21 protein-coding genes and 1 pseudogene are annotated in these 22,165 nt (G+C 73.8%); 11 read left to right on the top strand and 11 right to left on the bottom strand.

Annotated features, from left to right (window positions below):
* Positions 1–46 precede the first annotated feature (46 nt).
* A complete protein-coding gene (locus tag AQJ64_RS11175) occupies positions 47–691 on the bottom strand; it encodes a TetR/AcrR family transcriptional regulator (RefSeq protein ID WP_055632965.1) in 645 nt (214 codons plus the stop codon).
* Positions 692–869: 178 nt separating this feature from the next.
* On the opposite strand from AQJ64_RS11175, the gene AQJ64_RS11170 reads away from it, so the two are divergent.
* Complete coding sequence (locus AQJ64_RS11170) at positions 870–2,096, top strand: acyl-CoA dehydrogenase family protein (protein WP_055632966.1); 1,227 nt, start codon at positions 870–872, stop codon at positions 2,094–2,096.
* A gap of 65 nt (positions 2,097–2,161) precedes the next feature.
* Here the strand turns inward: AQJ64_RS11170 and AQJ64_RS11165 are convergent, their stop codons facing one another.
* From AQJ64_RS11165 to AQJ64_RS11145, 5 genes are all read right to left on the bottom strand, one after another.
* Positions 2,162–2,395, bottom strand: coding sequence for a DUF6213 family protein (locus AQJ64_RS11165; RefSeq protein ID WP_055632967.1), 234 nt, complete (start codon positions 2,393–2,395; stop codon positions 2,162–2,164).
* A gap of 25 nt (positions 2,396–2,420) precedes the next feature.
* Positions 2,421–3,806 carry an NADP-dependent succinic semialdehyde dehydrogenase gene (locus tag AQJ64_RS11160; RefSeq protein ID WP_055632968.1) on the bottom strand — a complete coding sequence of 462 codons (1,386 nt, stop codon included), beginning with the start codon at positions 3,804–3,806 and terminating at the stop codon, positions 2,421–2,423.
* Between the two features lie 69 nt (positions 3,807–3,875).
* Positions 3,876–4,340: an NUDIX hydrolase gene (locus AQJ64_RS11155; protein WP_055632969.1), complete on the bottom strand. Its 465-nt coding sequence runs from the start codon at positions 4,338–4,340 to the stop codon at positions 3,876–3,878.
* Positions 4,337–5,875, bottom strand: a complete 1,539-nt coding sequence (locus tag AQJ64_RS11150) for an ATP-dependent DNA ligase (protein ID WP_055632970.1) — start codon at positions 5,873–5,875, stop codon at positions 4,337–4,339. The genes AQJ64_RS11155 and AQJ64_RS11150 overlap by 4 nt, the downstream gene beginning before the upstream one ends.
* Positions 5,876–5,904: 29 nt before the next feature.
* On the bottom strand, positions 5,905–6,846 hold the full coding sequence (locus tag AQJ64_RS11145) for an NAD(P)/FAD-dependent oxidoreductase (protein WP_055632971.1): 942 nt from the start codon (positions 6,844–6,846) through the stop codon (positions 5,905–5,907).
* Positions 6,847–6,924: 78 nt separating this feature from the next.
* Here AQJ64_RS11145 and AQJ64_RS11140 point away from each other — a divergent pair, with 78 nt between their 5' ends.
* The 6 genes from AQJ64_RS11140 to AQJ64_RS11115 all read left to right on the top strand — a co-directional run bounded on the left by AQJ64_RS11140 (position 6,925) and on the right by AQJ64_RS11115 (position 12,179).
* Positions 6,925–7,500, top strand: a complete 576-nt coding sequence (locus AQJ64_RS11140) for a helix-turn-helix domain-containing protein (RefSeq protein ID WP_055632972.1) — start codon at positions 6,925–6,927, stop codon at positions 7,498–7,500.
* Positions 7,501–7,588: 88 nt separating this feature from the next.
* Positions 7,589–8,566, top strand: coding sequence for an NADPH:quinone oxidoreductase family protein (locus AQJ64_RS11135; RefSeq protein ID WP_055632973.1), 978 nt, complete (start codon positions 7,589–7,591; stop codon positions 8,564–8,566).
* Entirely contained in the window at positions 8,563–9,744 is a 1,182-nt protein-coding gene (locus tag AQJ64_RS11130; protein ID WP_055632974.1) for an acyl-CoA dehydrogenase family protein, read from the top strand. Before AQJ64_RS11135 ends, AQJ64_RS11130 begins: the two co-directional genes overlap by 4 nt.
* The gene (locus AQJ64_RS11125) at positions 9,741–10,832 is read left to right on the top strand and encodes an acyl-CoA dehydrogenase family protein (RefSeq protein WP_055632975.1); all 1,092 of its coding nucleotides are present in this window, start codon (positions 9,741–9,743) and stop codon (positions 10,830–10,832) included. Before AQJ64_RS11130 ends, AQJ64_RS11125 begins: the two co-directional genes overlap by 4 nt.
* Before the next feature lie 182 nt (positions 10,833–11,014).
* Complete coding sequence (locus tag AQJ64_RS11120; protein WP_055632976.1) at positions 11,015–11,869, top strand: phosphatidylinositol-specific phospholipase C/glycerophosphodiester phosphodiesterase family protein; 855 nt, start codon at positions 11,015–11,017, stop codon at positions 11,867–11,869.
* 115 nt (positions 11,870–11,984) lie between these two features.
* Positions 11,985–12,179 (top strand): hypothetical protein, encoded by a 195-nt coding sequence (locus AQJ64_RS11115; RefSeq protein WP_055632977.1) that lies wholly within the window; start codon positions 11,985–11,987, stop codon positions 12,177–12,179.
* A gap of 30 nt (positions 12,180–12,209) precedes the next feature.
* Here AQJ64_RS11115 and AQJ64_RS11110 read toward each other — a convergent pair whose 3' ends face one another.
* Entirely contained in the window at positions 12,210–13,439 is a 1,230-nt protein-coding gene (locus tag AQJ64_RS11110; protein ID WP_079061585.1) for a phosphodiester glycosidase family protein, read from the bottom strand.
* Positions 13,440–13,591: 152 nt separating this feature from the next.
* Positions 13,592–15,145, bottom strand: a complete 1,554-nt coding sequence (locus AQJ64_RS11105; protein ID WP_342342285.1) for an ABC transporter permease — start codon at positions 15,143–15,145, stop codon at positions 13,592–13,594.
* Positions 15,146–16,009: 864 nt separating this feature from the next.
* On the opposite strand from AQJ64_RS11105, the pseudogene AQJ64_RS11100 reads away from it, so the two are divergent.
* A pseudogene (locus AQJ64_RS11100) lies at positions 16,010–16,324 on the top strand (ATP-binding protein); the annotation flags it as partial.
* Positions 16,321–17,010, top strand: a complete 690-nt coding sequence (locus tag AQJ64_RS11095) for a response regulator (protein WP_055637739.1) — start codon at positions 16,321–16,323, stop codon at positions 17,008–17,010. The pseudogene AQJ64_RS11100 and the gene AQJ64_RS11095, both read left to right, overlap by 4 nt.
* On the opposite strand, the gene AQJ64_RS11090 is transcribed toward AQJ64_RS11095, so the two are convergent.
* Positions 16,985–18,187, bottom strand: a complete 1,203-nt coding sequence (locus AQJ64_RS11090) for a bifunctional class I SAM-dependent methyltransferase/NUDIX hydrolase (RefSeq protein WP_055637738.1) — start codon at positions 18,185–18,187, stop codon at positions 16,985–16,987. The genes AQJ64_RS11095 and AQJ64_RS11090 overlap by 26 nt on opposite strands.
* Before the next feature lie 241 nt (positions 18,188–18,428).
* Between AQJ64_RS11090 and AQJ64_RS11085 the strand changes: the two genes are divergently transcribed.
* Positions 18,429–19,817: a dihydrolipoyl dehydrogenase family protein gene (locus AQJ64_RS11085; RefSeq protein WP_055637737.1), complete on the top strand. Its 1,389-nt coding sequence runs from the start codon at positions 18,429–18,431 to the stop codon at positions 19,815–19,817.
* On the opposite strand, the gene AQJ64_RS11080 is transcribed toward AQJ64_RS11085, so the two are convergent.
* Positions 19,795–20,244: a carboxymuconolactone decarboxylase family protein gene (locus AQJ64_RS11080; RefSeq protein WP_055637736.1), complete on the bottom strand. Its 450-nt coding sequence runs from the start codon at positions 20,242–20,244 to the stop codon at positions 19,795–19,797. The genes AQJ64_RS11085 and AQJ64_RS11080 overlap by 23 nt on opposite strands.
* Positions 20,245–20,357: 113 nt before the next feature.
* On the opposite strand from AQJ64_RS11080, the gene AQJ64_RS11075 reads away from it, so the two are divergent.
* Positions 20,358–21,221 carry a pirin family protein gene (locus tag AQJ64_RS11075; protein ID WP_099054111.1) on the top strand — a complete coding sequence of 288 codons (864 nt, stop codon included), beginning with the start codon at positions 20,358–20,360 and terminating at the stop codon, positions 21,219–21,221.
* 77 nt (positions 21,222–21,298) lie between these two features.
* On the opposite strand, the gene AQJ64_RS11070 is transcribed toward AQJ64_RS11075, so the two are convergent.
* On the bottom strand, positions 21,299–22,162 hold the full coding sequence (locus tag AQJ64_RS11070; protein ID WP_055637735.1) for a bifunctional methylenetetrahydrofolate dehydrogenase/methenyltetrahydrofolate cyclohydrolase: 864 nt from the start codon (positions 22,160–22,162) through the stop codon (positions 21,299–21,301).
* Positions 22,163–22,165 lie beyond the last annotated feature (3 nt).

Raw genomic sequence — 22,165 nt, 5'->3', positions numbered from 1 at the left:
GGGGGCGCGGGGCCGTGTCACTCCGCGGCTCTGCCGGGCGCGACCCTCAGAACCCCGGACCCCCGATCTTGTCCCCCGCGGCTGCGAGACGGCCCCACAACAGATCGGCCAGACTCCGCACCAGCTCCGCCCGGGAACACGGCCGTTCCCCGAGCCACCAGTCCCCGGCCGCATGCATCATCCCGACGATCCCGTGTCCCCACACCCGGGCCAGCCGCTGGCTCTCGGGCCCGAGGTCCAGCCGGTCCTCGATCACCTGAGCCAGTTCCTCGCCCATCCTGCGGAGCAGCGGCGCGCTGTGCTTGCCCACGTCGAACCCCTGGTCCACGCCCTGTCCGCCCTCGGAGGGATGCATCAGGAACCGGTACACCTGAGGCCGTGCCTCGATGGCGGCGAGGTAGGTGTCGAGGGTCGCCTCCACCCGCTCCCGCCGCTCCGCGGGGGCGTCCAGCGCGGCCCGCAGGGAGTCCAGCAGCGCGTCCGTGTGCCGCTTGGCCAGGGCCGCGTACAGTCCGCCCTTGTCGCCGAAGTGCCGGTAGAGGATCGGCTTGGTGATGCCGGCCTCGGCGGCGATCGCATTCATCGACGCCTGGGGGCCGTCCCGGAGCACCACCCGGTCCGCGGCCTCCAGCAACTCGCGCCGTCGGCGGTCCGCGGACCGCTGCTGCTCGGTCCGCTGCGTGGTGTCCATGTGCTCTCCCCACCCGTGATGTTTCGGTGACGCCTGCGCAAACTAACACCTGACAGCAGCCTGACAGCGAACGGGCCTGAGGGCTCCCTGGTCGTCGTCAGGAGTTGACTTTTCCTACCCGCGAGTAACAGACTCGGGGTTACCGCTAGTAACACGCACGCCCGCCGCTGGAGGGGACATGGCCGAGTTCACCATGGAGCTCAACGACGAACAGAAGGAGGTCCGGGACTGGCTGCACGGTTTCGCCGCAGACGTCATCCGTCCCGCGGCTGCCGAATGGGACGAGCGTGAGGAGACTCCCTGGCCGGTCATCCAGGAGGCCGCGAAGGTCGGCATCTACTCCCTCGACTTCTATGCGCAGCAGTACTTCGACCCCACCGGCCTCGGTATCCCGATGGCCATGGAGGAGCTGTTCTGGGGCGACGCGGGCATCGCCCTGTCGATCGTAGGCACGGGTCTGGCCGCCGTGGGAGTCCTCGCGAACGGAACCGAGGAACAGATCGGCACCTGGATCCCCCAGATGTACGGTGACGCCAACGACGTCAAGGTCGCCGCGTTCTGCTCCTCCGAGCCCGACGCCGGCTCCGACGTCGCCTCGATGCGCACGCGTGCCGTGTACGACGAGGCCAAGGACGAGTGGGTGATCAACGGCACCAAGACCTGGGCGACCAACGGCGGCATCGCCAACGTGCATGTCGTGGTGGCCGTCGTCGACCCGGAGCTGGGCTCCAAGGGCCATGCCTCCTTCATCGTCCCGGCGGGCACGCCCGGTCTCGCCCAGGGCCAGAAGTTCAAGAAGCACGGCATCCGTGCCTCGCACACCGCCGAGGTCGTCCTCGACGGCGTGCGCGTCCCGGGCTCCTGCCTGCTCGGCGGCAAGGAGAAGCTGGACGAGCGGCTCGCACGGGCCCGGGAGCGGGCGAAGACGGGCGGCGAGCGCGTGAAGAACGCGGCGATGGCCACGTTCGAGGCCTCGCGCCCGGCGGTCGGTGCGATGGCCGTGGGCACCGCCCGCGCCGCGTACGAGGTCGCCCTCGACTACGCCATGACCCGGGAGCAGTTCGGGCGGCCGATCATCGACAACCAGGGCGTCGCCTTCCAGCTGGCGGACATGCGCACGCAGATCGACGCGGCCCGCCTGCTCGTCTGGCGCGCGTCCTGGATGGCGATCAGCGGGAAGCCGTTCACGGCGGCGGAGGGCTCGATGTCGAAGCTGTTCGCGAGTGAGACGGCGAAGAAGGTGACCGCGCAGGCGATCCAGATTCTCGGTGGGAACGGGTACACGCGGGAGTATCCGGTCGAGCGGATGCATCGCGATGCCGCGATCTACACGATCTTCGAGGGGACGAGCGAGATCCAGCGGTTGGTGATCGCGAGGACGCTCTCGGGGATGTCCATTCGGTAGGACGCGGTCCGCGGGTGCGCGGGGGCTGGTCGCGCGGTTCCCCGCGCCCCTTCAGGGGCGAACCCCTACGGCGTCCCGCTGCTGTGCGCGATGCACGCCACGTCGATCCTGTCCGCCAGCTTGGCCAGCTCGATGGTCAGCGCGGCCACCGTGTCCTCGTCGAGATCCTCCGCCCCCGCCTCGACGAGGTGCAGCCACCTGCCGCCCAAGGTGCGGAGCAGCTTGCTCACCTCGGCGGCAGCCACGTGCAGGGTCCCGCGGTCGTCGACGATCAGGGGCAGGGTCACTTCGCGGTTCACATCCGGGATCGTAACCGCGCGGCGCTCAGGCACCGTGCCAAACCGTGGTGATGTTGCAGAACTCGCGGATTCCGTGCCCGGACAGCTCACGTCCGTACCCGGACCGCTTCACCCCGCCGAACGGGAACGCCGGATGGGACGCGGTCATCCCGTTCACGAACACACCGCCGGCCTCCAGGTCCCGGGCGAAACGGTCCACTTCGGCCTCGTCCTGCGTCCATACGTTCGAACTCAGGCCGAACGGCGAGTCGTTGGCGATGAGCACCGCCTCGTCCAGGTCGGCCGCCCGGTACAGCGTCGCGACCGGGCCGAACGCCTCCTCGCGGTGGATGCGCATCTCGCGGGTGAGGCCCGTGAGGACGGTCGGCGGGTAGTACCAGCCGGGCCCGTCGGGGCGTTCGCCGCCGCACAGCACCCCGGCGCCGCCGCGCCGCGCGTCGTCGACCAGCTCCTCGAGGTCGGCCCGGCCCTGTTCGCTCGCCAGCGGGCCGACGTCGGTGTCCTCCTCCAGCGGGTCGCCGACCTTCAGCGCCTTCATCCCTTCGGTGAAGCGCTCCGCGAAGACGTCGTACACGTCCGAGTGGACGATGAACCGCTTGGCGGCGATGCAGGACTGGCCGTTGTTCTGCACCCGGGCCGTCACCGCGACCCGCGCGGCCCGGTCGAGGTCGGCGGAGGGCATGACGACGAACGGGTCGCTGCCGCCCAGCTCCAGGACCGTCTTCTTGACCATCTCCCCGGAGGTGGAGGCGACGGCCCGGCCGGCCGGTTCGCTGCCCGTCAGGGTCGCGGCCTTCACCCGCTCGTCGCGCAGGATCTCGTCCACCGCGCCCGACCCGACCAGCAGGGTCTGGAAGCAGCCCTCGGTGAAGCCCGCGCGGTGGAAGAGGTCCTCCAGGTACAGGGCGGTCTGCGGGACGTTGGAGGCGTGCTTGAGCAGGCCCACGTTGCCCGCCATCAGCGCGGGCGCGGCGAACCGGATGACCTGCCAGAGGGGGAAGTTCCACGGCATCACGGCGAGCACCGGGCCCAGCGGGCGGTAGCGGACCAGGGCCCGTGTGCCCCCGGAGTCCGCCACGTCGGCGTCGGCCGGCCGCTCGTCGGCCAGCAGCTCCTCCGCGCGCTCGGCGTACCAGCGCATCGCCCTGGCGCACTTCGCGGCCTCGGCGCGTGCCTGCCTGATCGGCTTGCCCATCTCGGTGGTCATCACCCGCGCGATGTCCCGCTGGTCCTCCTCCAGCAGGTTCGCCGCCTGGAGCAGCAGGCGTGAGCGGTCGGTGAAGCTGCTCAGCCGGTACGTACGGAAGGTGGCCTCCGCGAGCTGGAGCCGGCGTTCCAGCTCCTCCTCGCCCATGGGCTCGTACGTCTTGAGCGTCTCGCCGTCCGCCGGGTTCACCGTCGCGATGGGCATGGCCGACCTCCTGGAGAGCTGCCTGCTTCGACCTTCCCGCGCCGCACCGGACCGCGCAACGCGTGCACGTCAGGGCGAGTGCTCCGGCAGGCGGTCGAGAAACGCGGCCTGGGCCGGGACGATCAGTGCGCGGGCGCGCGCCAGGGTGTACCAGGCCACCCGGTCCAGCTCCGGGAACTCCTGGATCCGCCCGGAGCGCGGCGGCCACTCCATGGTGAAGGTGCCCGGCTCGACGGCCGCCGGGTCCAGGTCCGCCTCGATCGCCCATACGGTGACGATCTTGCCGTTGGTCTGCCGGACCTCCCCGAGCCCGATCGCCTCGCCGTCGGGCGGTTCCAGCCCCAGCTCCTCGCGGAACTCGCGGCGGGCCGCGTCCCAGGCGGGCTCGTCGGGCTCGTACTCGCCCTTGGGGACGGACCAGGCCCCGGCGTCCTTCTTCGCGAAGTAGGGGCCGCCCATGTGGCCGAGCAACACCTCGGTGCCGTCCGCGGTGTGCCGGAACAGCAGCAGGCCCGCGCTGCGCTTCTGGGTCACGGGTGCACCTCCGGGTGGGCGGCGAGCAGGGTCTCCACGGTATCGGCCTCCGCGGGCCGTTTGTCCTCGCGGTAGCGGACCACGCGGGCGAAGCGCAGGGTGACTCCGGCCGGGTAGCGGGTGGAGCGCTGGAGGCCGTCGTAGGCGATCTCGACGACGAGTTCGGGGCGTACGGTCACCACCCGGCCGTCGTCCCCCACGGCGAGCCGCCGGAGGCGTTCCGTCTGCCAGCCGAGCATCGCGTCGGTCATGCCCTTGAAGGTCTTGCCGAGCATGGCGAAGCCGCCGTCGGCGGTCACGGCGCCGAGGTGGAGGTTGGAGAGCTTGCCGGTGCGGCGGCCGTGGCCCCACTCGGCGGCCAGCACCACCAGGTCGAGGGTGTGCACGGGCTTGACCTTCAGCCAGGACGCCCCGCGCCGGCCCGCGCTGTAGGGGGCGTCGAGGGACTTCACGACCACGCCCTCATGACCGCGTCCGAGGGACCGCGCCAGGAACTCCTCGGCGGCCGGGAGGTCCCGCGGGCCGGCCACCACCGTCCGCCGCACCCGCATCGGCTCCGGCACCAGCCGGGCCAGCTCCGCGTGCCGTTCGGCGAAGGGCAGGTCCAGCAGGTCCCGGTCCGCCACGGACAGCGCGTCGAAGAAGACCGGGGAGACGGGGACGGCTTCGGCGGCCGCCGCCACGTCCACCCGGGAACCGACCCGTCCGGCCGTCTCCTGGAAGGAGCGGGGCCGGCCGTCCTCGTCGAAGGCGATGACCTCGCCGTCCAGGACGAACCGCCCGCCCGTCAACTCCCTCGCCGCCGCCGTCACTTCGGGCAGCCGGTCGGTGATGTCGTCGAGCGTGCGGGTGTACAGGCGGATGTCCTCGCAGTCCCGGTGCACCTGGACCCGGATGCCGTCCAGCTTCTCCTCCACCGCGCAGCAGCCCAGCTTGCCGACCGCCTCGGCGACGGAGGACGCGGAGTGCGCCAGCATCGGCAGGACCGGGCGGCCCACGGTCAGCCGGAACGCCTCCAGTGCCCTGGGGCCGTCCCTGAGGAGGGACGCGGCGACCGTCTGGAGGGACCCCGCGAGCATCACGGCCCGCCGTACGTGTGCCGGGGGTGCCCCGGTCGCCTGCGCCAGGCCCTCCACCGCCACCGCGTCCAGGGCGCCCTGGCGGACCTCGCCGGTGATCAGCCCGAGCAGGAACCGCTGCTCGTCCGCCGTGGCCGCACCCATCAACTCGCCCACCAGCCGCAGCCGTTCGGCCTGGGAGCCGGGCCCGGACACCTTGCCCAGCCTCGTCAGCAGCGCGTCGACCTCGCGCACCGTGAGCGCCGGGGCACCGGCCGGGTCGACCGGGTGGCTCAGCACCTTCCAGCCGACGCCGAGCCGGCCCTGCGGAAGCCGTCCGGCCAGATAGGGGATGACGATCGGGACGTCGTCCGCCGCCGCCTCCCGGAACAGTCCGGCGAGCAGAGCGATCTTGCGGGAGCGCGCCGAGGTGGCCGCGACCTCCCGGGACACATCGGCGAGCCGGGTCAGCAGCATGCAGCCATGGTGCAACGGCGGCCCCGGGACTACACCCCGGCCGCGTCCAGGTCCGCGAAGAGCAGCTCGCCGTTGATCGCCGCCCCGGCCCGGTACCCGCGGCTCGCCGCGTTCACGACCTGCTCGGCGAACCCGCTCGCGTTGCCCGCGGCCCACAGGCCCGGCACGGTCGTCAGGCCCCGCTCGTCGATCACCGGGTAGGCGCCGAAGGGCGTCTCCTTCAGCTCCGCGCCGAGCTGGATCAGCAGGTCGTTGCGCGGGACCGGGCGCGGGGCGACGAACAGCGTCTCCCGCGCGTGCGTGCTCCCGTCCCGGAGCCGTACCCCGGTCAGCCGGTCGTCCTCGATCCGCAGTCCCGCCACCTCGCCCGGCACCACCCGGACCCCGGCGGCCGCCAGCCGCCGCAGGTCGTCCTCGGTCAGCTCCTCCTCGGCGACCCGGTGCAGGAAGAGCGTCACGTCCTTGGACCACTGGGTGACCATCAGTGCCTGGTGCGCGCTCATCGGGCCGGTGGCGAGCACGCCGAACGCCTGGTCGCGGACCTCCCAGCCGTGGCAGTACGGGCAGTGCAGCACATCCCGGCCGAAGCGCTCCGCGAGTCCCTCCACCGGGGGCAGCTCGTCCTTCAGGCCGGTCGCGAGGACCAGCTGCCGGGCGTGCGCGGTCCGGCCGGACGCGAGTTCCACGGCGAACCCCTCTTCCTTGCGGACGGCCGCGTCCGCCCGGTCCCGGACCAGTTCCACGCCGTACCGGGCGATCTCCTCCCGCCCCTTCGCGAGGAACTCGGCGGGCGGCATGCCGTCCCGGGTCAGGTAGCCCTGCAGATGTGCGGCGGGCGCGTTGCGCGGCTCGCCGGCGTCGACGACCAGCGTGCGGCGCCGGGCCCGGCCCAGGACGAGCGCCGCGGACAGGCCCGCGGCACCGCCGCCGACGACGATCACTTCGTACCGCGCGGGGTGCTTCTCGGTCATGGTGACCACCTCCACGGGCAAGGTGACCCGGACGGCACCGGATTGACAAACGGCTTTGCCGATTCTGCAATACGGGGTATGAGTGCCGAAGACGTTCTCGCGGAAGTGGGCCCCCGGCTGCGCCGGATCCGGAAGGAACGGGAGGTGACCCTGGCGGCGCTGTCCGAGGCGACCGGGATCTCGGTCAGCACCCTGTCCCGGCTGGAGTCGGGGCTGCGCAAGCCCAGCCTGGAGCTGCTGCTGCCGATCGCCCAGGCCCATCAGGTGCCGCTGGACGAGCTGGTCGGCGCGCCGCCGGTGACCGATCCCCGGGTGCGGGCCAAGCCGCTGGTCCGGCACGGGCGCACCTTCTGGCCGCTGACCCGGCAGCCCGGCGGTCTCCAGGCGTTCAAGGTGCTGGTGCCGGTGGGCGTCGAGGAGCCGGAGCCGCGCACCCACGAGGGCTACGAGTGGCTGTACGTGCTGTCCGGGCGGCTGCGGATGGTGATCGGGGAGCACGACGTGGTGCTGGCGGCGGGGGAGGCCGCCGAGTTCGACACGCGTGTGCCGCACTGGTTCGGGTCGACGGGGGAGGGGCCGGTGGAGTTCCTCAGCCTGTTCGGTCCGCAGGGTGAGCGGATGCACGTACGGGCGCGGCCTCGCGGGAAGGCGTGACGCTGTTACCCCGGACACGGTTCCCTCGGCGGCAAGCGACCGCTTAGTATGCGGTGGACCCCGACGAAGCAGTCTGTGGAGGCACCGCATGCTGGCATGGCAAGTGCACGAGAACGGTGAGCCGAGCGAGGTGATGCGGCTCCAGGAGGTGGAGCGGCCCACGCCCGGCGACGGCCAGGTCCTGCTCAGGGTGCGCGCCGCGAACATCAACTTCCCGGACGTGCTGATGTGCCGCGGCCACTACCAGGTCCGGCCGCCGCTGCCGTTCACCCCCGGTGTGGAGATCTGCGGCGAGACCGAGGACGGCCGCCGGGTGATCGCCAACCCGGCCCTGCCGTACGGCGGTTTCGCCGAGTACGCCGTCGCGGACGCCGCCGCCCTGCTTCCTGCCCCGGACGCGCTCGACGACGCCGAGGCCGCGGCGCTGCACATCGGCTACCAGACGGGCTGGTTCGGACTGCACCGCCGGGCCGGGCTCGAAGCCGGCGAGACCCTGCTCGTCCACGCTGCCGCAGGAGGGGTCGGCAGCGCGGCCGTGCAGCTCGGCAAAGCGGCGGGCGCCCGGGTCATCGGTGTCGTGGGCGGCGCCGACAAGGCCGCCGTCGCCCGTGAGCTGGGCTGTGACGTGGTCGTCGACCGGCGCGCCGAGGACGTCGTCGCCGCCGTGAAGGAGGCCACCGGCGGCCGGGGCGCCGACGTGATCTACGACCCGGTCGGCGGCGACGCCTACACCCAGTCCACCAAGGTCGTCGCCTTCGAGGGCCGGATCGTGGTCGTCGGCTTCGCGAGCGGCGCGATCCCCAGCCCGGGCCTCAACCACGCCCTGGTCAAGAACTACTCGATCCTCGGCCTGCACTGGGGCCTGTACCACACCAAGAACCCGAAGCTGGTCCAGCACTGCCACGAGCAGCTCACCGACCTCGCCGCCCGGGGCGCGATCAAGCCGCTGGTGAGCGAGCGCGTGCCGCTGGCCGGGGCGGCGGCCGCCGTGCAGCGGGTCGGCGACGGGGTCACCACCGGCCGGGTCGCCGTCGTGCCGGCCCTGGAGAACGGAGCCGCGGCATGACCGACGCAGCCGAACTGAAGCGCCGCACCGCCGAGTTGCTGGCCGCGCACCCGCCCGCCACGACCGATCGCCTCGACTTCCTCAAGGCCCGCTTCGACGCGGGACTGGCCTGGGTGCACTACCCGGAGGGCCTCGGCGGCCTCGGCGTCCCGCGCTCCCTCCAGGTCGTCGTGGACGCCACGCTGGAGGCGGCCGGCGCCCCCGACAACGACGCGCGCCGCAACGGCATCGGGCTCGGCATGGCCGCCCCGACGATCCTCAAGTACGGCACCGAGGAGCAGAAGCAGCGCTATCTGCGGCCCCTGTGGATCGGTGAGGAGGTCTGGTGCCAGCTCTTCAGCGAGCCCGGCGCCGGCTCGGACCTGGCCGCCCTCGGCACCCGGGCCGTCCGCGAAGGTGACGACTGGGTCGTCAACGGGCAGAAGGTGTGGACGTCCGGGGCGCACAACTCGCGCTGGGCCATCCTCATCGCCCGCACCGACCCGGACGTGCCCAAGCACGCCGGCATCACCTACTTCATCTGTGACATGACCGACCCCGGCGTCGACGTCCGCCCGCTGCGGCAGATCACGGGCGAGGCCGAGTTCAACGAGGTCTTCCTCACCGACGTCCGCATCCCCGACTCCCGCCGCCTCGGCGAGATCGGCGACGGCTGGCGCGTCGCGCAGACCACCCTCAACAACGAGCGCGTCGCCATCGGCGGCATGCGGTTGCCCCGCGAGGGCGGCATGATCGGCCCGGTCTCGAAGACCTGGCGCGAACGCCCCGGACTGCGCACCCACGACCTCCATCAGCGGCTGCTCAAGCTGTGGGTGGAGTCCGAGGTCGCCCGCCTCACCGCCGAGCGGCTGCGCCAGCAGCTCGTCGCCGGACAGCCCGGCCCCGAGGGCGCCGGCATGAAGCTCGCCTTCGCCCGCCTCAACCAGGAGATCAGCGGCCTCGAGGTCGAACTCCGGGGCGAGGAAGGCCTGTTGTACGACGACTGGACCATGCGCCGCCCGGAGCTGGTGGACTTCACCGGACGGGACGCCGGATACCGCTATCTGCGCTCCAAGGGCAACAGCATCGAGGGCGGGACCAGCGAGGTCCTGCTGAACATCGTCGCCGAGCGCGTCCTGGGCCTGCCCGCCGAGCCGCGCACCGACAAGGACGTCGCATGGAAGGACCTGGCCCGATGACGAAAGCGCCCGACCTGCTGTACTCGGAGGAGGAAGAGGCGCTCAGGGCGGCCGTACGGGACCTGCTCGCCGACCACTGCGACGCGCCGGGCGTGATCGCCCGCACCGAGTCGGACGCCCCGCACGACCTGGCCGCCTGGAAGGCCCTCGCCGACGGCATGGGCCTCGCGGGCCTGCTGGTCCCGGAGGCACAGGGCGGCCAGGGCGCCACCCACCGCGAAGTCGCCGTCGTCCTGGAGGAGCTGGGCCGCGCGGTCGCCCCCGTGCCCTATCTGACCAGTGCCGTGGTCGCCACCGAGGCACTGCTGGCCTGCGGCGACGAGGAGCTGCTCGGCAAGCTGGCGTCCGGCCGCACGATCGGCGCGCTCGCCGTCGGGCTGCACCTCGCGCCCGGCGCCGCCTTCACCGCCGTACGCGTCGAAGAGGGCGCCCTGTACGGGGAGTTGAGCGGTGTCGCGGATGCGACGGCCGCCGATGTGCTGCTGGTGCCGGCCGAGGACGGCGGGCTGTACGCAGTCTCCGTCGCGGACACCGACGCGGTGACCGTCACCCCGCAGATCGCCTTCGACCTCACCCGCCCCCTCGCCACCGTCACCCTCACCGGTGCCCCCGGCCGCCGGATCGGTGACGCCGGACCCGCCGTCCGCCGGGCCCTGCGTGCCGGTGCCGGACTGCTCGCCTCCGAGCAACTGGGCCTCGCGGACTGGCTGTTGACCGAGACCGTGCGCTACCTCAAGGAGCGCAAGCAGTTCAACCGGCCCGTCGGCGGCTTCCAGGCACTCAAGCACCGGCTGGCCCAGCTGTGGCTGGAGGTCGTCAACCTCCGCGCCGCCGCCCGGGGCGCCGCCGACGCCCTCGCGACCGGCGAGGACGCCGACCTCACGGTGGCCGTCGCCCAGGCCTACGCGGCGGGTGTCGCCGTACACACCGCCGAGGAGGCGCTGCAACTGCACGCCGGGATCGGCATGACCTGGGAACACCCCATCCACCTGTACCTCAAGCGGGCCAAGTCCGACGCGATCGCCTACGGCACGGCCGGTGCCCACCGGTCGGCCGTGGCCGAACTGGTCGATCTGCAGGCCCCCTGACCCCCCGTCGCCGTCCCTCCGGTGAAGCCCGCCCCACCTGGGGCGGGCTTTTCCGTGCCGCTGGGCGGAAGGAGTGAACGGACCGCGGCGGTCCGGCCAACTCCTGGCATGTACAGGTTCCTTGGGGGCCGCTCGGCTCCATACTCCCTGTGGTCCGGACCCGCCCCACAGGGAGGAACACCATGGCCCACGTCACCCGCCGCAGAGTGCTCACCGGTCTCGCCGCGACCACCGCCGCGGTCCTCGCGCCGCCCGCCGGAAGCGCGTTCGCCGACGGACGGCACCGCGGCCCCCGCCCGCTGTGGCGCGCCCACGCCCACAACGACTACGAGCACCCCCGCCCCCTCTTCGACGCGCTCGACCACCGCTTCGGCAGCGTCGAGGCCGACATCTTCCTCGTCGACGGCGCACTCCTCATCGCCCACTCGGCGGACGAACTCGATCCCACCCGCACCCTCGAAGGCCTCTACCTCGCCCCGCTCGCCGCCCGTGTCAAGGCCAACCGCGGTTCCGTCTACCGGGGTTACCGCCAGCCGCTCCAGCTGCTCATCGACATCAAGACCGAGGGCTCCGCCACCTACCTCGCCCTGGACGAGCTGCTCAGGCGCTACCGGCACCTGTTCACGACGTACTCCCACGGCCGGATCCGCCGCGGCCCCGTCACGGCCGTCATCTCCGGCGACCGGGCCGCCCGCATCCCCATGGAGGCGCAGACCGTCCGCCGCGCCTTCTACGACGGCCGCCTCGGCGACCTCGGCACCAGCGAGGCCTCCTTCGCCTCGTTGATCAGCGACAACTGGACCCTCAACTTCACCTGGCTCGGTGCCGGCGCCTTCCCCGGGGCGGAGCGGACCAGGCTGCGCGCGATGGTGGACACGGCCCACGCGCGCGGACAGCAGGTCCGCTTCTGGGCCACCCCCGACGTGGCCGGACCCGAGCGCGACGCCCTGTGGACGGAACTCCTCGCGGCCGGCGTCGACTACCTCAACACCGACGACCTGGCCGGCCTGGAGGCCTTCCTCGACGCACACCGGTAGCCGCGGCCCGGACACCACCCGTTCGGACGGCAGGTCAGCCGCCCGGACGAACCCTCCGTTACGCCACACTTGCGGCCGAACTCCGTGAAAGCGGACGTGATGGAGGAGGTTGGCGATGGCCATTTCCATTTCCGTGGTGCTGTTGCTGTTGATCCTTGCGGTGGTCTTCATGCGCAACAGCGGACTGAAGATCTCGCACGCCCTGACCTGTCTGCTGCTCGGCTTCTTCCTGGCCGGCACCAGCATGGCCCCCACCATCCACAGCGGCCTCACGGCGACGGCCGACCTCGTCGGCAGCCTTCGACCGTGAGGCCGCCCGGGACCCGGTGGGGGACCGGCCCTAGGGGGTGAACACCCCGATGCCGTTGGCCACCGACCGCTCCACCCCGTCGGACGGGTGGTTGCGGACATCGACCCTGGTCGAGCCCGTCGGGCGGGACACCAGGGTCGAGGAGCCGCCGCCGTCCAGACCGAAGCCCTCGGTGGCCCCGAGGTTCCTCAGGGCGGCGGCGACCTCGGCGATCGTCAGCCCCTTGCGGTAGGCGGTCCCGCCGTCCAGGGCGAGCAGGAACACCCGTCGGCCGCCGTCGCCGATGCCCACCGCCGTCCGCACGGCCGAGGTGCGCGTGTCCAGCCCCGCCAGCGGCTGTCCGCCGCTCAGCAGTGGCTGTCCGCCGATGGCGAAGCGGTACGCCGTCCGCGAGCCGGACGTGAGCCCGTACCGGACCGTCACCCGGTCACCCACCTTGAGCACCTTGAGCTGCTGCGCGCCCGCCTCCCGGCCGACGAGGACCGTGGTGCCCTCCGCGACACCGCCGCTGCCGGGCGCCGTGGAGACCGCCACGACCCGGTCGTCCCTGACCGTCACCTCGTAGGTGCGCGTGCTGCACGGCGCGCCCCGGCTGGTGTCGGTGCCGCAGGTGGCCCGCTTGCGCGAGGCGCTGCCCCAGTCCGGGGTGAACGCGCCGACGGAGTTCTCCGGCAGCGCGTACTGGTTGAGCCCGGCCAGCTTCAACTGCCCCGGCGCCGCCGTGACGGTGCCGTCGAGCGACAGCGTGTCCAGCCGGGCCCGGCCGTCCGCACCGACCCCGAGGACCGCCCGGGTGCTGGTGCCCCGCGGCAGCGCGGGCCCGAACCGCTGGCCGTTCAGCACCGCCGACTTCAGCTCCCTGCCCTCCGCGATCGCCGGACCCACGCTCGCACCCGTCACCGGCACGCCGGGGTGCTGGGTCTCGGAGACGTTGAAGAAGTCGCCGTTGACCCCGGCCACGGCCCGCTGGGCGTCGGCCATCGAGGAGAGGGCCGCGCGGGAGGCGACCTTCCCGGGGTACAGCAGCCCCAGCCGCACCCGGCTGTCGGCGAGGTCCACGTCGAGCACATGGACACGGGCGACCCCGGCGGCGGCCGACACGTCGTACTGACGGTAGGTCACGCCCGGCGCCACGGGGGTCCAGCTCGCGGCACCGGCCGGCGCGGCCCCCGCGAGGGCCGCGCCGGCCAGTGTGCCGAGCGTGGTGAGCAGCGTCGATGCCGTTCTGCGTGCCCTGGACCAGTTATGACGTCTTGTCATGAAATCCCCTGACTGGATGGGGCCGCAACCTTCTCACGGGCCAGGGGACCGACCGCCAGGGGGCAAGCGGGCGACACCACGAGAACGGGTGACAGAACCACGAATCCGGGTGTCTTCCAACGGCATCCGGGCGTGCCGCAGCGCGATTCGTGCTACTCGGTCCGCAGCGCGGTCGCCGTACGGACCCGCGCGGCCCAGCCGGCCGGCAGCAGCGCGCCCAGCACGGCGACGGCCGTCCCCGCGAGGGCGAGGAGGGCGAGCAGCGGTGCGCCGTGGACGGAGAGCACCGACTCCGGGAGCCGCAGCCCGGCGGTGCGGCCCATGGCACGGGTGACCACCCCGTGCACGGACAGGCCGAGCGGCACCCCGACGGCCGCGCCCACGAGCCCGGCCGGCACCACCGACGCCGGGACCAGGACGACGGTCTGCCGGGGCGTCATGCCGAGCGCCTTGTGGACGCCCAGTTCACGGATCCGCTCGTGGGTGTCCGGGACGACCGCGCCGAGCACCCCGAGACCGGCGACGCAGACCAGCATCAGCGTCAGCAGGGCCGTCATCGCGTCCATGACCCGGGCCATGTCGCTGCCGTTGACGTACTTGGTGTTCGTCGCGCCGAGGCCGAGCGGCTCCAGCGCGCGGTCGAGGGCGGTGACACAGGCGTCCGCGTCCGTGCCGGGCTTCAGCTCGACGGCCCAGCCGCTCACCGTGAGGTCCGGGTCGGCGGCCCCGAGGGTCGACACGTCGGTGAAGACGCGCATGCCGCCCTCACTGGTGTCCAGGACCTCCCCGACGATCCGCACGCGCACCGCCGTGCCGCGCACCGTCAGCGTGACCGTGTCGCCGACCTCGGCGCGCAGCCAGCGGCCCGCCACCATCCGGAAGCCGCCCCAGGAGGCGTCCCCGTCGTAGGCCAGCACCGGGACCCCGCCACTGGCCCCGGCGACGGTGGCCTCGGTGAGGGCGGTCCCGTACTGCCTGCGCGTGCCGGGCTGTGCGGCGACCGCCCGCGTGACCGCCGAGGCCGTCCGCGCGCTCACGGTCGGCGCGCCGGGTCCGCGGGCCGCCGGTCCCTGCACGCCCACGGTGACATCGGCCGCGTTGTGGTTCCTGGCGGCCACGACCTCGCCGAGGGACGCGCTCAGCCCGACCCCGAAGGTGACGGCCGCGGTGCCGAACACCACCGCCGCGGCCGTCGCCGCCGTACGGGCCGGACGCGCGAACGGCCGTGCCAGGCCGAGCCCCACGGGCCGCGGCAGCGGCAGCCGGGCCGCCAGGGCGGCCGCCCGGCGCCCCCGGCCGGCCGTCGGGGCCCGCCCCACCGAGAGCGCGTCCACCGACCGCAGCCGCCCCGCCCGCCAGGCGCACGCCGCCGCCGTCAGCGCGACGACCCCCAGCGTGCCCCCGGCCACCACCACGTCCGTCCACACCGTCACCCCGAGGCCCGCGCTGCCGTACACCTGCGCCGTGTCGGCCAGCAGGGGCACGGCCAGCAGATGACCGGCCACCAGGCCCAGTGCGGTGGCGACCGCCGCGGGCAGCAGCGCCTGGGCCGCGTACGCCCGCACCACCTGCGCGGGGGTGCAGCCGACCGCCTTCAGCACACCGATCCGCCGCAGCCCCGTACCGACCGCGCCGGCCACCACACTGCCGACGACCAGCACCGCCATGAACAGCCCCAGCACACCGAACGCCACCAGGAACGGCACGAACAGCGAGGTGTCCGTCGTCGCCGCCTTCTTGACGGCGAGCCAGGAGCGGGCGCCCGCTCCGGGCCCCGGCGGGCAGCCCGGCCGTGACCGCCGCCCGGCCCCGGGCCATCCCGGCCGCGGTGCCCGCGTCGGCGAACCGGTACAGCATCTGCTCGCCGGGCGTCCGGCCCGTCCCGGTCAGCGCCGCCACCTGCGACGGAACCACCCAGGCGTCGGCGCTGCGGCTCATCGAACGGGCGGTGCCCACCACGGTCAGCCGCGGGCTGCCGGGAAGATCGGGAAACTCCAGTTCCCGACCGAGCCGTACGGGCGGCCCGTCGCCGCCGGCCGCGAGGACGATCTCGCCGGGGGCGCGGACCCAGCGGCCCTCGGTCGGGGTGAGCGCGTCGACCGGCCCGTCCGGGGCCGCCCGGCCGACGACCGTCAGCGGGGGCCCGGTCCGGCCCGCGAGGCTCGGGGTGACGGACGCGACGGGGAACGGGCCGGACGCGGCCGCCACCCCCTCCGCCCGCGCGGTGTCCCGCAGCCGGGCCTGCGTGACCCGGCCGGCCGCGAACTGCGCGGTGAGATGGGCCCCGTGCTGCCGTGCGAACGCCTGGCCGAAGGGCGCGTCCGACGCCACCAGCAGCGCCCCGCCCAGCACCGACGAGGTCACCGCCAGCAGGGTCGCCAGGCCGACCACCAGCGACTGCACCCGCCGCCGCGCCGCACCGGCCCGCACGAAACGACCGAGCGCGCTCATCGGACGGGCTCCGCACGGGAGTCGACGTCCGAGGTGATCCGGCCGTCCGCGAGGCGGATCGTGCGGTGGGTGCAGGCGCGGGCCAGGGCCTCGTCGTGGGTGACGACCAGCAGGGTCTGGCCCTCGTCAACACCGTGAAGCACGCGAGCGGTGCCCGTGCCGCCGTGACCGTGACCCGGGCACCCGACGCCCTGCGCATCGAGGTCACCGACACCGGAGGGACGCCGGGGCCGGCCGCCGGTACGGGCAACGGCCGCGGCCTGCTCGGCCTGCGTGAACGCCTCGCCGTCTACGGCGGCACCCTGCACACCGGCATCCGCCCCCTCGGCGGCTACCGCGTCCGGGCCCTCATCCCGCTGGAGCCCGCCTTTCCCCCGATACCCGCCCAGCCGCCGCCGGCGGCCGGGCCCCCGAACCCCTGGGAGCACCTGTGAACCCGCCGCCGCGGGTCGTGGTCGTCGACGACCAGGCCCTGGTGCGCACCGGCTTCCGGCTCATCCTCGGTGCCGACGGCATCGAGGTGGTCGCCGAGGCCGCCGACGGTGCCGAGGCCGTGGACGCGGTCCGGCGCACCCGGCCCGACGTGGTGCTGATGGACATCCGGATGCCGGGCACGGACGGTCTGGAGGCGACCCGCCGGATCCTCGCCGGCGCACCGGACGCGCTCGCGCCCGCCGCGCCCCGCGTGGTCATGCTCACCACCTTCGACCTCGACCACTACGTCTACGCGGCCCTGTCCGCCGGAGCCAGCGGCTTCCTGCTGAAGGACGTCACGCCCGAACACCTCACCGCCGCCGTCCGCACGGTCCGCGCGGGCGACGCGCTGCTCGCCCCCGCCATCACCCGCCGGCTCGTCGAACGCTTCGCCCGCACCGGCGCCGAGACCGCGGCCCTCCACCGCGACCTGGCCGGACTGACACCCCGTGAGCTCGACGTCCTGCGGCTCCTCGCCCGCGGTCTGAGCAACGCGGAACTCGACGAGCGGCTCCATCTCTCCGAGGCGACCGTCAAGACGCATGTCTCGCGGGTCCTCACCAAGCTCGGCCTGCGCGACCGGGCCCAGGCGGTGGTGGTGGCGTACGAGACGGGGCTGGTCAGCCCGCAGACGCGGGAGCGGTGACGGGGGCCGCGTAGGGCGTGAAGCGGGCCGGGGCGTGGTCGATCGGCAGGTCCGGGCGCCAGGCGGTCAGGGACTGGGCGCTGCACTCGAACAGGGACGGCGGCAGCCGGTCCAGCGGATACCAGCGCCAGTCGCCGACGCTCTCGCCCGGCTGGTCGGCCGCATCGCCCGTCCACCGCCCGACGACGGCGCCGACCGTCATCCGCACCACGTCCCCGACCCGGTCCAGGCTGGTGCCGAGGAGCCGTACGTCCGAAGGGTCCGCGCGCAGCCCGGTCTCCTCGCGCAGCTCCCGGACGACCGTCTCCTCCAGGGACTCCCCGGGTTCCACCGTGCCGCCGGGCAGCTCCCAGGTGCCCCGGCGGTGGCGGCCGAGGAGCAGTCCCCGGGGGCCGTACAGGATGGCGCCGACGCCGAGGGCCGCGTGGGCGGCGGGCGGGAGCGCGGTGCGCGGGCGGGCGGAGATCCGCAGCGGGCGCCGGGCCCGGAACACCCGGTAGGAGGCGCGGTCGACGGCCGGGTCGGGCGCGGCGACCGTCTCCACCCGCTCCACCCGCAGGCCGTGACCGGTGAGGAGTTCCTCCCACACGCCGGTGCCGGGCACCCACATCCGGACCGTCGTCCCGCCGCCGCCCGCGAACCGCAGGACCTCGGGGCGGGGGGTGAGATCCGCACTCGGCCCGTCCCCGGAGGAGTTGGTGTGCAGCACGCTGAAGCACAGCGTCCCGCCGGGCTTCAGGGCGGTCGCCAGCGCGGGCAGCAGCCGGCGGGGATCGACGTACGGCACGGCGTTGACGGCGTAGATCACGTCGTACGGCCCGGAGTCCCGCAGATGGGCGACGGCGTCCGCGTGGACCAGGCGCAGACCGGGCAGGGAGCCGTACCGGGCGCGGGCCCGTTCGATCTGGCCCGGCGCGGAGTCCACCGCGTCCACCTCCGCACCGTACCTGCGCACCAGACGTGCGGCGTGCCGGGCCGTGCCGCAGCCGAGATCCAGCACGCGCCGCCCGGTCAGCTCCCCGAGGAATGCCTCGTCGGGCCCGGCGCCCGGGAACCCCCAGTCGATCCGCTCCGCCTCCGCCAGGACGGTGCCGCGCCGCAGATGGTGGACCGCGTACGCCTGCCAGGCCTCGGCGTTGACGGACTCGGGACCGGGGGGCGTGACGGGCTCGGGCATCGGCGGGCCTCCAGGGGGCGACGGTCGGCTGACCGGTCGATTCTTACCGGGCCGGCGGACCGGCAATCACCCGGTGACCTCGGGCGACCGGCGGGGGCGCGGCGTGCGCGGAGAGGTCGGCGCCCGTGCACGCAGGGACACGAGCGGCGCCCCCGGCGGCCCTAGCGTCGGGGTGCGGCGGGCCGGGCGGTCGGACGTGCGGCCGTACGCGCGAAGGCGTGGGCACAGGAAGGGCAGGGGCATGGACGAGCAGGTGGACGTGGTCGTCGTGGGCCTGGGGCCGGGCGGCGAGCATGTCGCGGGCACCCTGGCCGAGGCGGGTCTGGACGTCGTGGGCGTCGAGGCGGAGCTGGTGGGCGGGGAGTGCCCGTACTGGGGGTGTGTGCCCAGCAAGATGATGATCCGGGCCGCGAACCTGGTCGCCGAGGCATGCCGGACCCCCGCGCTGGCCGGTCCGGCCGCCGTGACGCCGGACTGGTCGAGGGTCGCCGACCGCATCCGGCGCGAGGCCACCGACGACTGGAACGACCAGGTGGCGGTCGAGCGGCTGGAGGGCAAGGGCGGCCGGCTGGTCCGGGGCACCGGACGCCTCGCCGGGGAGCGCCGGGTGACCGTCGGGGACCGTACCTTCGAGGCCCGCCGGGGGGTCGTGCTCGCCACCGGCGGCCGCCCCCGGATCCCCTCCGTGCCGGGGCTGGCCGGGACCCCGTACTGGACCAACCGGGACGCGATGGCCGCCAAGGAGCTGCCGGCCTCGATGATCGTGCTGGGCGGGGGCGCGGTGGGCGTCGAAGTGGCCCAGGTCTTCGCCCGGTTCGGCTGCCGGGTGACGGTCCTCGAGGGGCAGGAGCGGCTGCTGTCGCACGAGGAGCCGGAGGCGGGGGAGCTGGCGGCGAAGGCGCTGCGGGCGGACGGGGTGACGGTCCTGACCGGAGTGAGGGCCCGTCAGATCGTTTACGGAGAAGCAGGTTTCGGCGTGCACGTCGAGAACGAGGTGCTGCGGGCCGAGCGCCTGCTGGTGGCGGCCGGCCGGTACGCCGATCTCGGCGCCCTCGGGGTGCGGACGGTCGGGCTCGACCCCGCCGCCGCGGCGGTCCCGACGGACGGACGGATGCGGGCGGCGGACGGCCTCTGGGCGGTCGGCGACCTCACCGGACGCGGGGCCTTCACCCATGTCTCGATGTACCAGGCGCAGATCGCCGTCCGCGACATCCTCGGCGAGCCGGGCCCCGAGGCCGACTACCGCGCCCTGCCCCGGGTCACCTTCACCGACCCCGAGATCGCGGCCGTGGGCCTCACCGAACGGCAGGCCCGCGAGCGGGGGCTGCGGGTCCGTACGTCGGTGACCGGGCTCTCCGCCTCGACCCGCGGCTGGATCCACGGACCGGGCGGCGAGGGCTTCCTCAAGCTGGTCGAGGACGCCGACCGGGGTGTCCTGGTCGGCGCGACCTCGGCCGGCCCCGCGGGCGGTGAACTGCTCTACGGCCTGAATGTCGCCGTGCACGCGGAGGTCCCGGTGGAGCGCCTGCGGCACATGATCTACACGTACCCGACGTTCCACCGCGCGGTGGAACCGGCGCTGGCGGGGCTGCGCCGACCGGACGGGGTCAGCGCACGGGGTGCTTGCTGAGGATGGACACCCGGTTGAAGGCGTTGATGGTGACGGCGACCCAGACGACCGCGGAGATCTGGTCCTCGGTGAGCACCTCCCGGGCCTCGGCGTAGGCGGCCTCCTGGGCGTCGGCGTCGGTGGGGTGGGTGGTCGCCTCGGCGAGCGCCAGGGCCGCGCGCTCCAGCGGGGAGAACAGCTCGGTGTCCCGCCAGGCGGCGAGGACACCGAGCCGCCGGGTCTCCTCGCCGGCCCGCACGGCCGCCTTCGTGTGCACGTCCAGGCAGAACGCGCAGCCGTTGAGCTGCGAGACCCGCAGGTTGACGAGCTCCACGACGGTCCGTTCCAGACCCGCGTCGGCGGCGGTCGCCCGTACGGCCTCGGAGGTCTGCACCAGCGCGTGATAGGCCTTGGGGCTCTGCTTGTCTATGAAGATCCGACGAGTCATAGTTGAATATCAAACCATTCGTGAAGGTCGATGAAGGGGGCCCAGTGGTGAGCGAGCCGGGCAAGGTGGAGGTTCTCACGCCGCGTGACGTGCCGCTGGGCGGACCCCGGGCCATGACCGTCCGCCGTACGCTCCCGCAGCGGCAGCGCAGCCTGATCGGCGCGTGGTGCTTCGCCGACCACTACGGCCCCGACGACGTCGCCGCGACCGGCGGCATGGACGTCGCCCCGCATCCGCACACCGGGCTCCAGACCGTGAGCTGGCTGTTCAGCGGCGAGATCGAACACCGCGACAGCCTCGGCAGCCATGCCTTCGTCCGCCCCGGCGAGCTCAACCTCATGACCGGCGGGCACGGCATCGCCCACACCGAGGTCTCCACCCCGCGCACCACGGTCCTGCACGGCGTCCAGCTCTGGGTGGCCCTCCCGGACGCCCACCGCGACGCACCCCGCGACTTCCAGCACCACGAACCGGAGCCGGTCCGCCTCCCCGGCGCCGCCCTGCGGGTCTTCCTCGGCGCTCTCGCCGGGGCCACCTCCCCGGTCCGCACCTTCACGCCCCTGCTCGGCGCGGAGCTGCTCCTCGACCCGGGAGCGGACCTCACCCTCCCCGTCGACCCCGCCTTCGAACACGGCCTCCTCGTCGACACGGGCACGGTCCGCTTCGCCGGCACCCCCCTCAAGCCCGCCGAACTGGGCTATACCGCCCCCGGCCACGACCACCTCACCCTGACCAACGACTCGGACACCACCCCGGCCCGGGTGGTCCTCCTGGGCGGCCCGCCGTTCGAGGAGGAGATCGTCATGTGGTGGAACTTCGTCTGCCGGACCCACGACGAGGTCGTCCGGGCCCGCGCCGACTGGATGGCGGAGCTGGGCGGGCCCCGGTTCGGTGAGGTGGAGGGGTACGACGGCGGACCGCTGCCCGCCCCCGAGCTGCCCACGGTGCCGCTGAAGCCGCGGCGGAGGGCCGTCTGACCCGCGGGAGCCGATCAGCGCGGAGACGGCTCGGGGAGCGCCTCCGGGTGGGGGCCGTTCACGCCGGGTTCACCGCCTCATGCTCCGCCCGCGGCCCGGCGCTCCGCGGCCTCGACGACGTTCGTGATCAGCATGGCGCGGGTCATCGGCCCCACACCGCCGACCGGCGGAGCGAGGGTGCCCGCCACCCGGTCGACGTCGGGGTGGACGTCACCGAGGATGCCCTCCACGGTCCGGGTCAGCCCGACGGACAGCACCGTCGCACCGGGCTTGATCCAGTCGGGCCGGACCAGATGCGCCACCCCGGCCGCGGCGACGACGACATCCGCCTCACGCGTGTGCGCGGCGATGTCACGGGTCGCCTCGTGGCAGAGGGTGACGGTGGCGTGTTCCGTGCGCCGGGTGAGCATCAGCCCCAGTGGCCGGCCCACGGTCACGCCACAGCCGATCACACAGAACTGGGCACCGGTGATGGGGACCTGATGCCGCCGCAGCAGGTCCAGGATGCCCCGGGGAGTGCACGGCAGGGGCGCGGGGACGCCCAGCACCAGGCGGCCGAGGTTCGTCGGGTGGAGACCGTCGGCGTCCTTGTCGGGGTCGACGAGCTCCAGTACGGCGTGCATGTCGAGAGGGGCGGGCAGGGGCAGCTGCACGATGAAGCCCGTGCACGCCGGATCGGCGTTGAGCCGCAGCACGGCCGCCTCGACGTCGGCCTGGGTGGCGGAGGCCGGCAGGTCGATCCGCAGCGAGGCGATGCCGACCTCGGCACAGTCCCGGTGCTTGCCGCCCACGTACGAGTGGCTGGCGGGGTCGTCGCCGACGAGGATCGTGCCCAGTCCCGGGACGATGCCGCGGTCCCGCAGGGCCAGGACTCGGCCGGCGAGTTCACGCTTGATGTCCGCGGCGGCTGCGGAGCCGGAGAGAACGGTCGCGGTGGACATGGT

This window comes from Streptomyces griseoruber, assembly GCF_001514205.1.
Taxonomy (GTDB): Bacteria; Actinomycetota; Actinomycetes; order Streptomycetales; family Streptomycetaceae; genus Streptomyces; species Streptomyces griseoruber.
The sequence above is the reverse complement of the archived record's forward strand: the minus strand, read 5'-3'. Positions and strand labels throughout refer to the sequence as shown.

Excerpts from the sequence above, each read along its gene's own strand:
- AQJ64_RS11175 (WP_055632965.1), bottom strand. The coding sequence starts at position 691 with ATGGACACCACGCAGCGGACCGAGCAGCAGCGGTCCGCGGACCGCCGA.
- AQJ64_RS11170 (WP_055632966.1), top strand. The coding sequence starts at position 870 with ATGGCCGAGTTCACCATGGAGCTCAACGACGAACAGAAGGAGGTCCGG.
- AQJ64_RS11160 (WP_055632968.1), bottom strand. The coding sequence starts at position 3,806 with ATGCCCATCGCGACGGTGAACCCGGCGGACGGCGAGACGCTCAAGACG.
- AQJ64_RS11150 (WP_055632970.1), bottom strand. The coding sequence starts at position 5,875 with ATGCTGCTGACCCGGCTCGCCGATGTGTCCCGGGAGGTCGCGGCCACC.
- AQJ64_RS11145 (WP_055632971.1), bottom strand. The coding sequence starts at position 6,846 with ATGACCGAGAAGCACCCCGCGCGGTACGAAGTGATCGTCGTCGGCGGC.
- AQJ64_RS11140 (WP_055632972.1), top strand. The coding sequence starts at position 6,925 with ATGAGTGCCGAAGACGTTCTCGCGGAAGTGGGCCCCCGGCTGCGCCGG.
- AQJ64_RS11135 (WP_055632973.1), top strand. The coding sequence starts at position 7,589 with ATGCTGGCATGGCAAGTGCACGAGAACGGTGAGCCGAGCGAGGTGATG.
- AQJ64_RS11130 (WP_055632974.1), top strand. The coding sequence starts at position 8,563 with ATGACCGACGCAGCCGAACTGAAGCGCCGCACCGCCGAGTTGCTGGCC.
- AQJ64_RS11125 (WP_055632975.1), top strand. The coding sequence starts at position 9,741 with ATGACGAAAGCGCCCGACCTGCTGTACTCGGAGGAGGAAGAGGCGCTC.
- AQJ64_RS11120 (WP_055632976.1), top strand. The coding sequence starts at position 11,015 with ATGGCCCACGTCACCCGCCGCAGAGTGCTCACCGGTCTCGCCGCGACC.
- AQJ64_RS11115 (WP_055632977.1), top strand. The coding sequence starts at position 11,985 with ATGGCCATTTCCATTTCCGTGGTGCTGTTGCTGTTGATCCTTGCGGTG.
- AQJ64_RS11110 (WP_079061585.1), bottom strand. The coding sequence starts at position 13,439 with ATGACAAGACGTCATAACTGGTCCAGGGCACGCAGAACGGCATCGACG.
- AQJ64_RS11090 (WP_055637738.1), bottom strand. The coding sequence starts at position 18,187 with ATGCCCGAGCCCGTCACGCCCCCCGGTCCCGAGTCCGTCAACGCCGAG.
- AQJ64_RS11085 (WP_055637737.1), top strand. The coding sequence starts at position 18,429 with ATGGACGAGCAGGTGGACGTGGTCGTCGTGGGCCTGGGGCCGGGCGGC.
- AQJ64_RS11080 (WP_055637736.1), bottom strand. The coding sequence starts at position 20,244 with ATGACTCGTCGGATCTTCATAGACAAGCAGAGCCCCAAGGCCTATCAC.
- AQJ64_RS11075 (WP_099054111.1), top strand. The coding sequence starts at position 20,358 with ATGACCGTCCGCCGTACGCTCCCGCAGCGGCAGCGCAGCCTGATCGGC.
- AQJ64_RS11070 (WP_055637735.1), bottom strand. The coding sequence starts at position 22,162 with ATGTCCACCGCGACCGTTCTCTCCGGCTCCGCAGCCGCCGCGGACATC.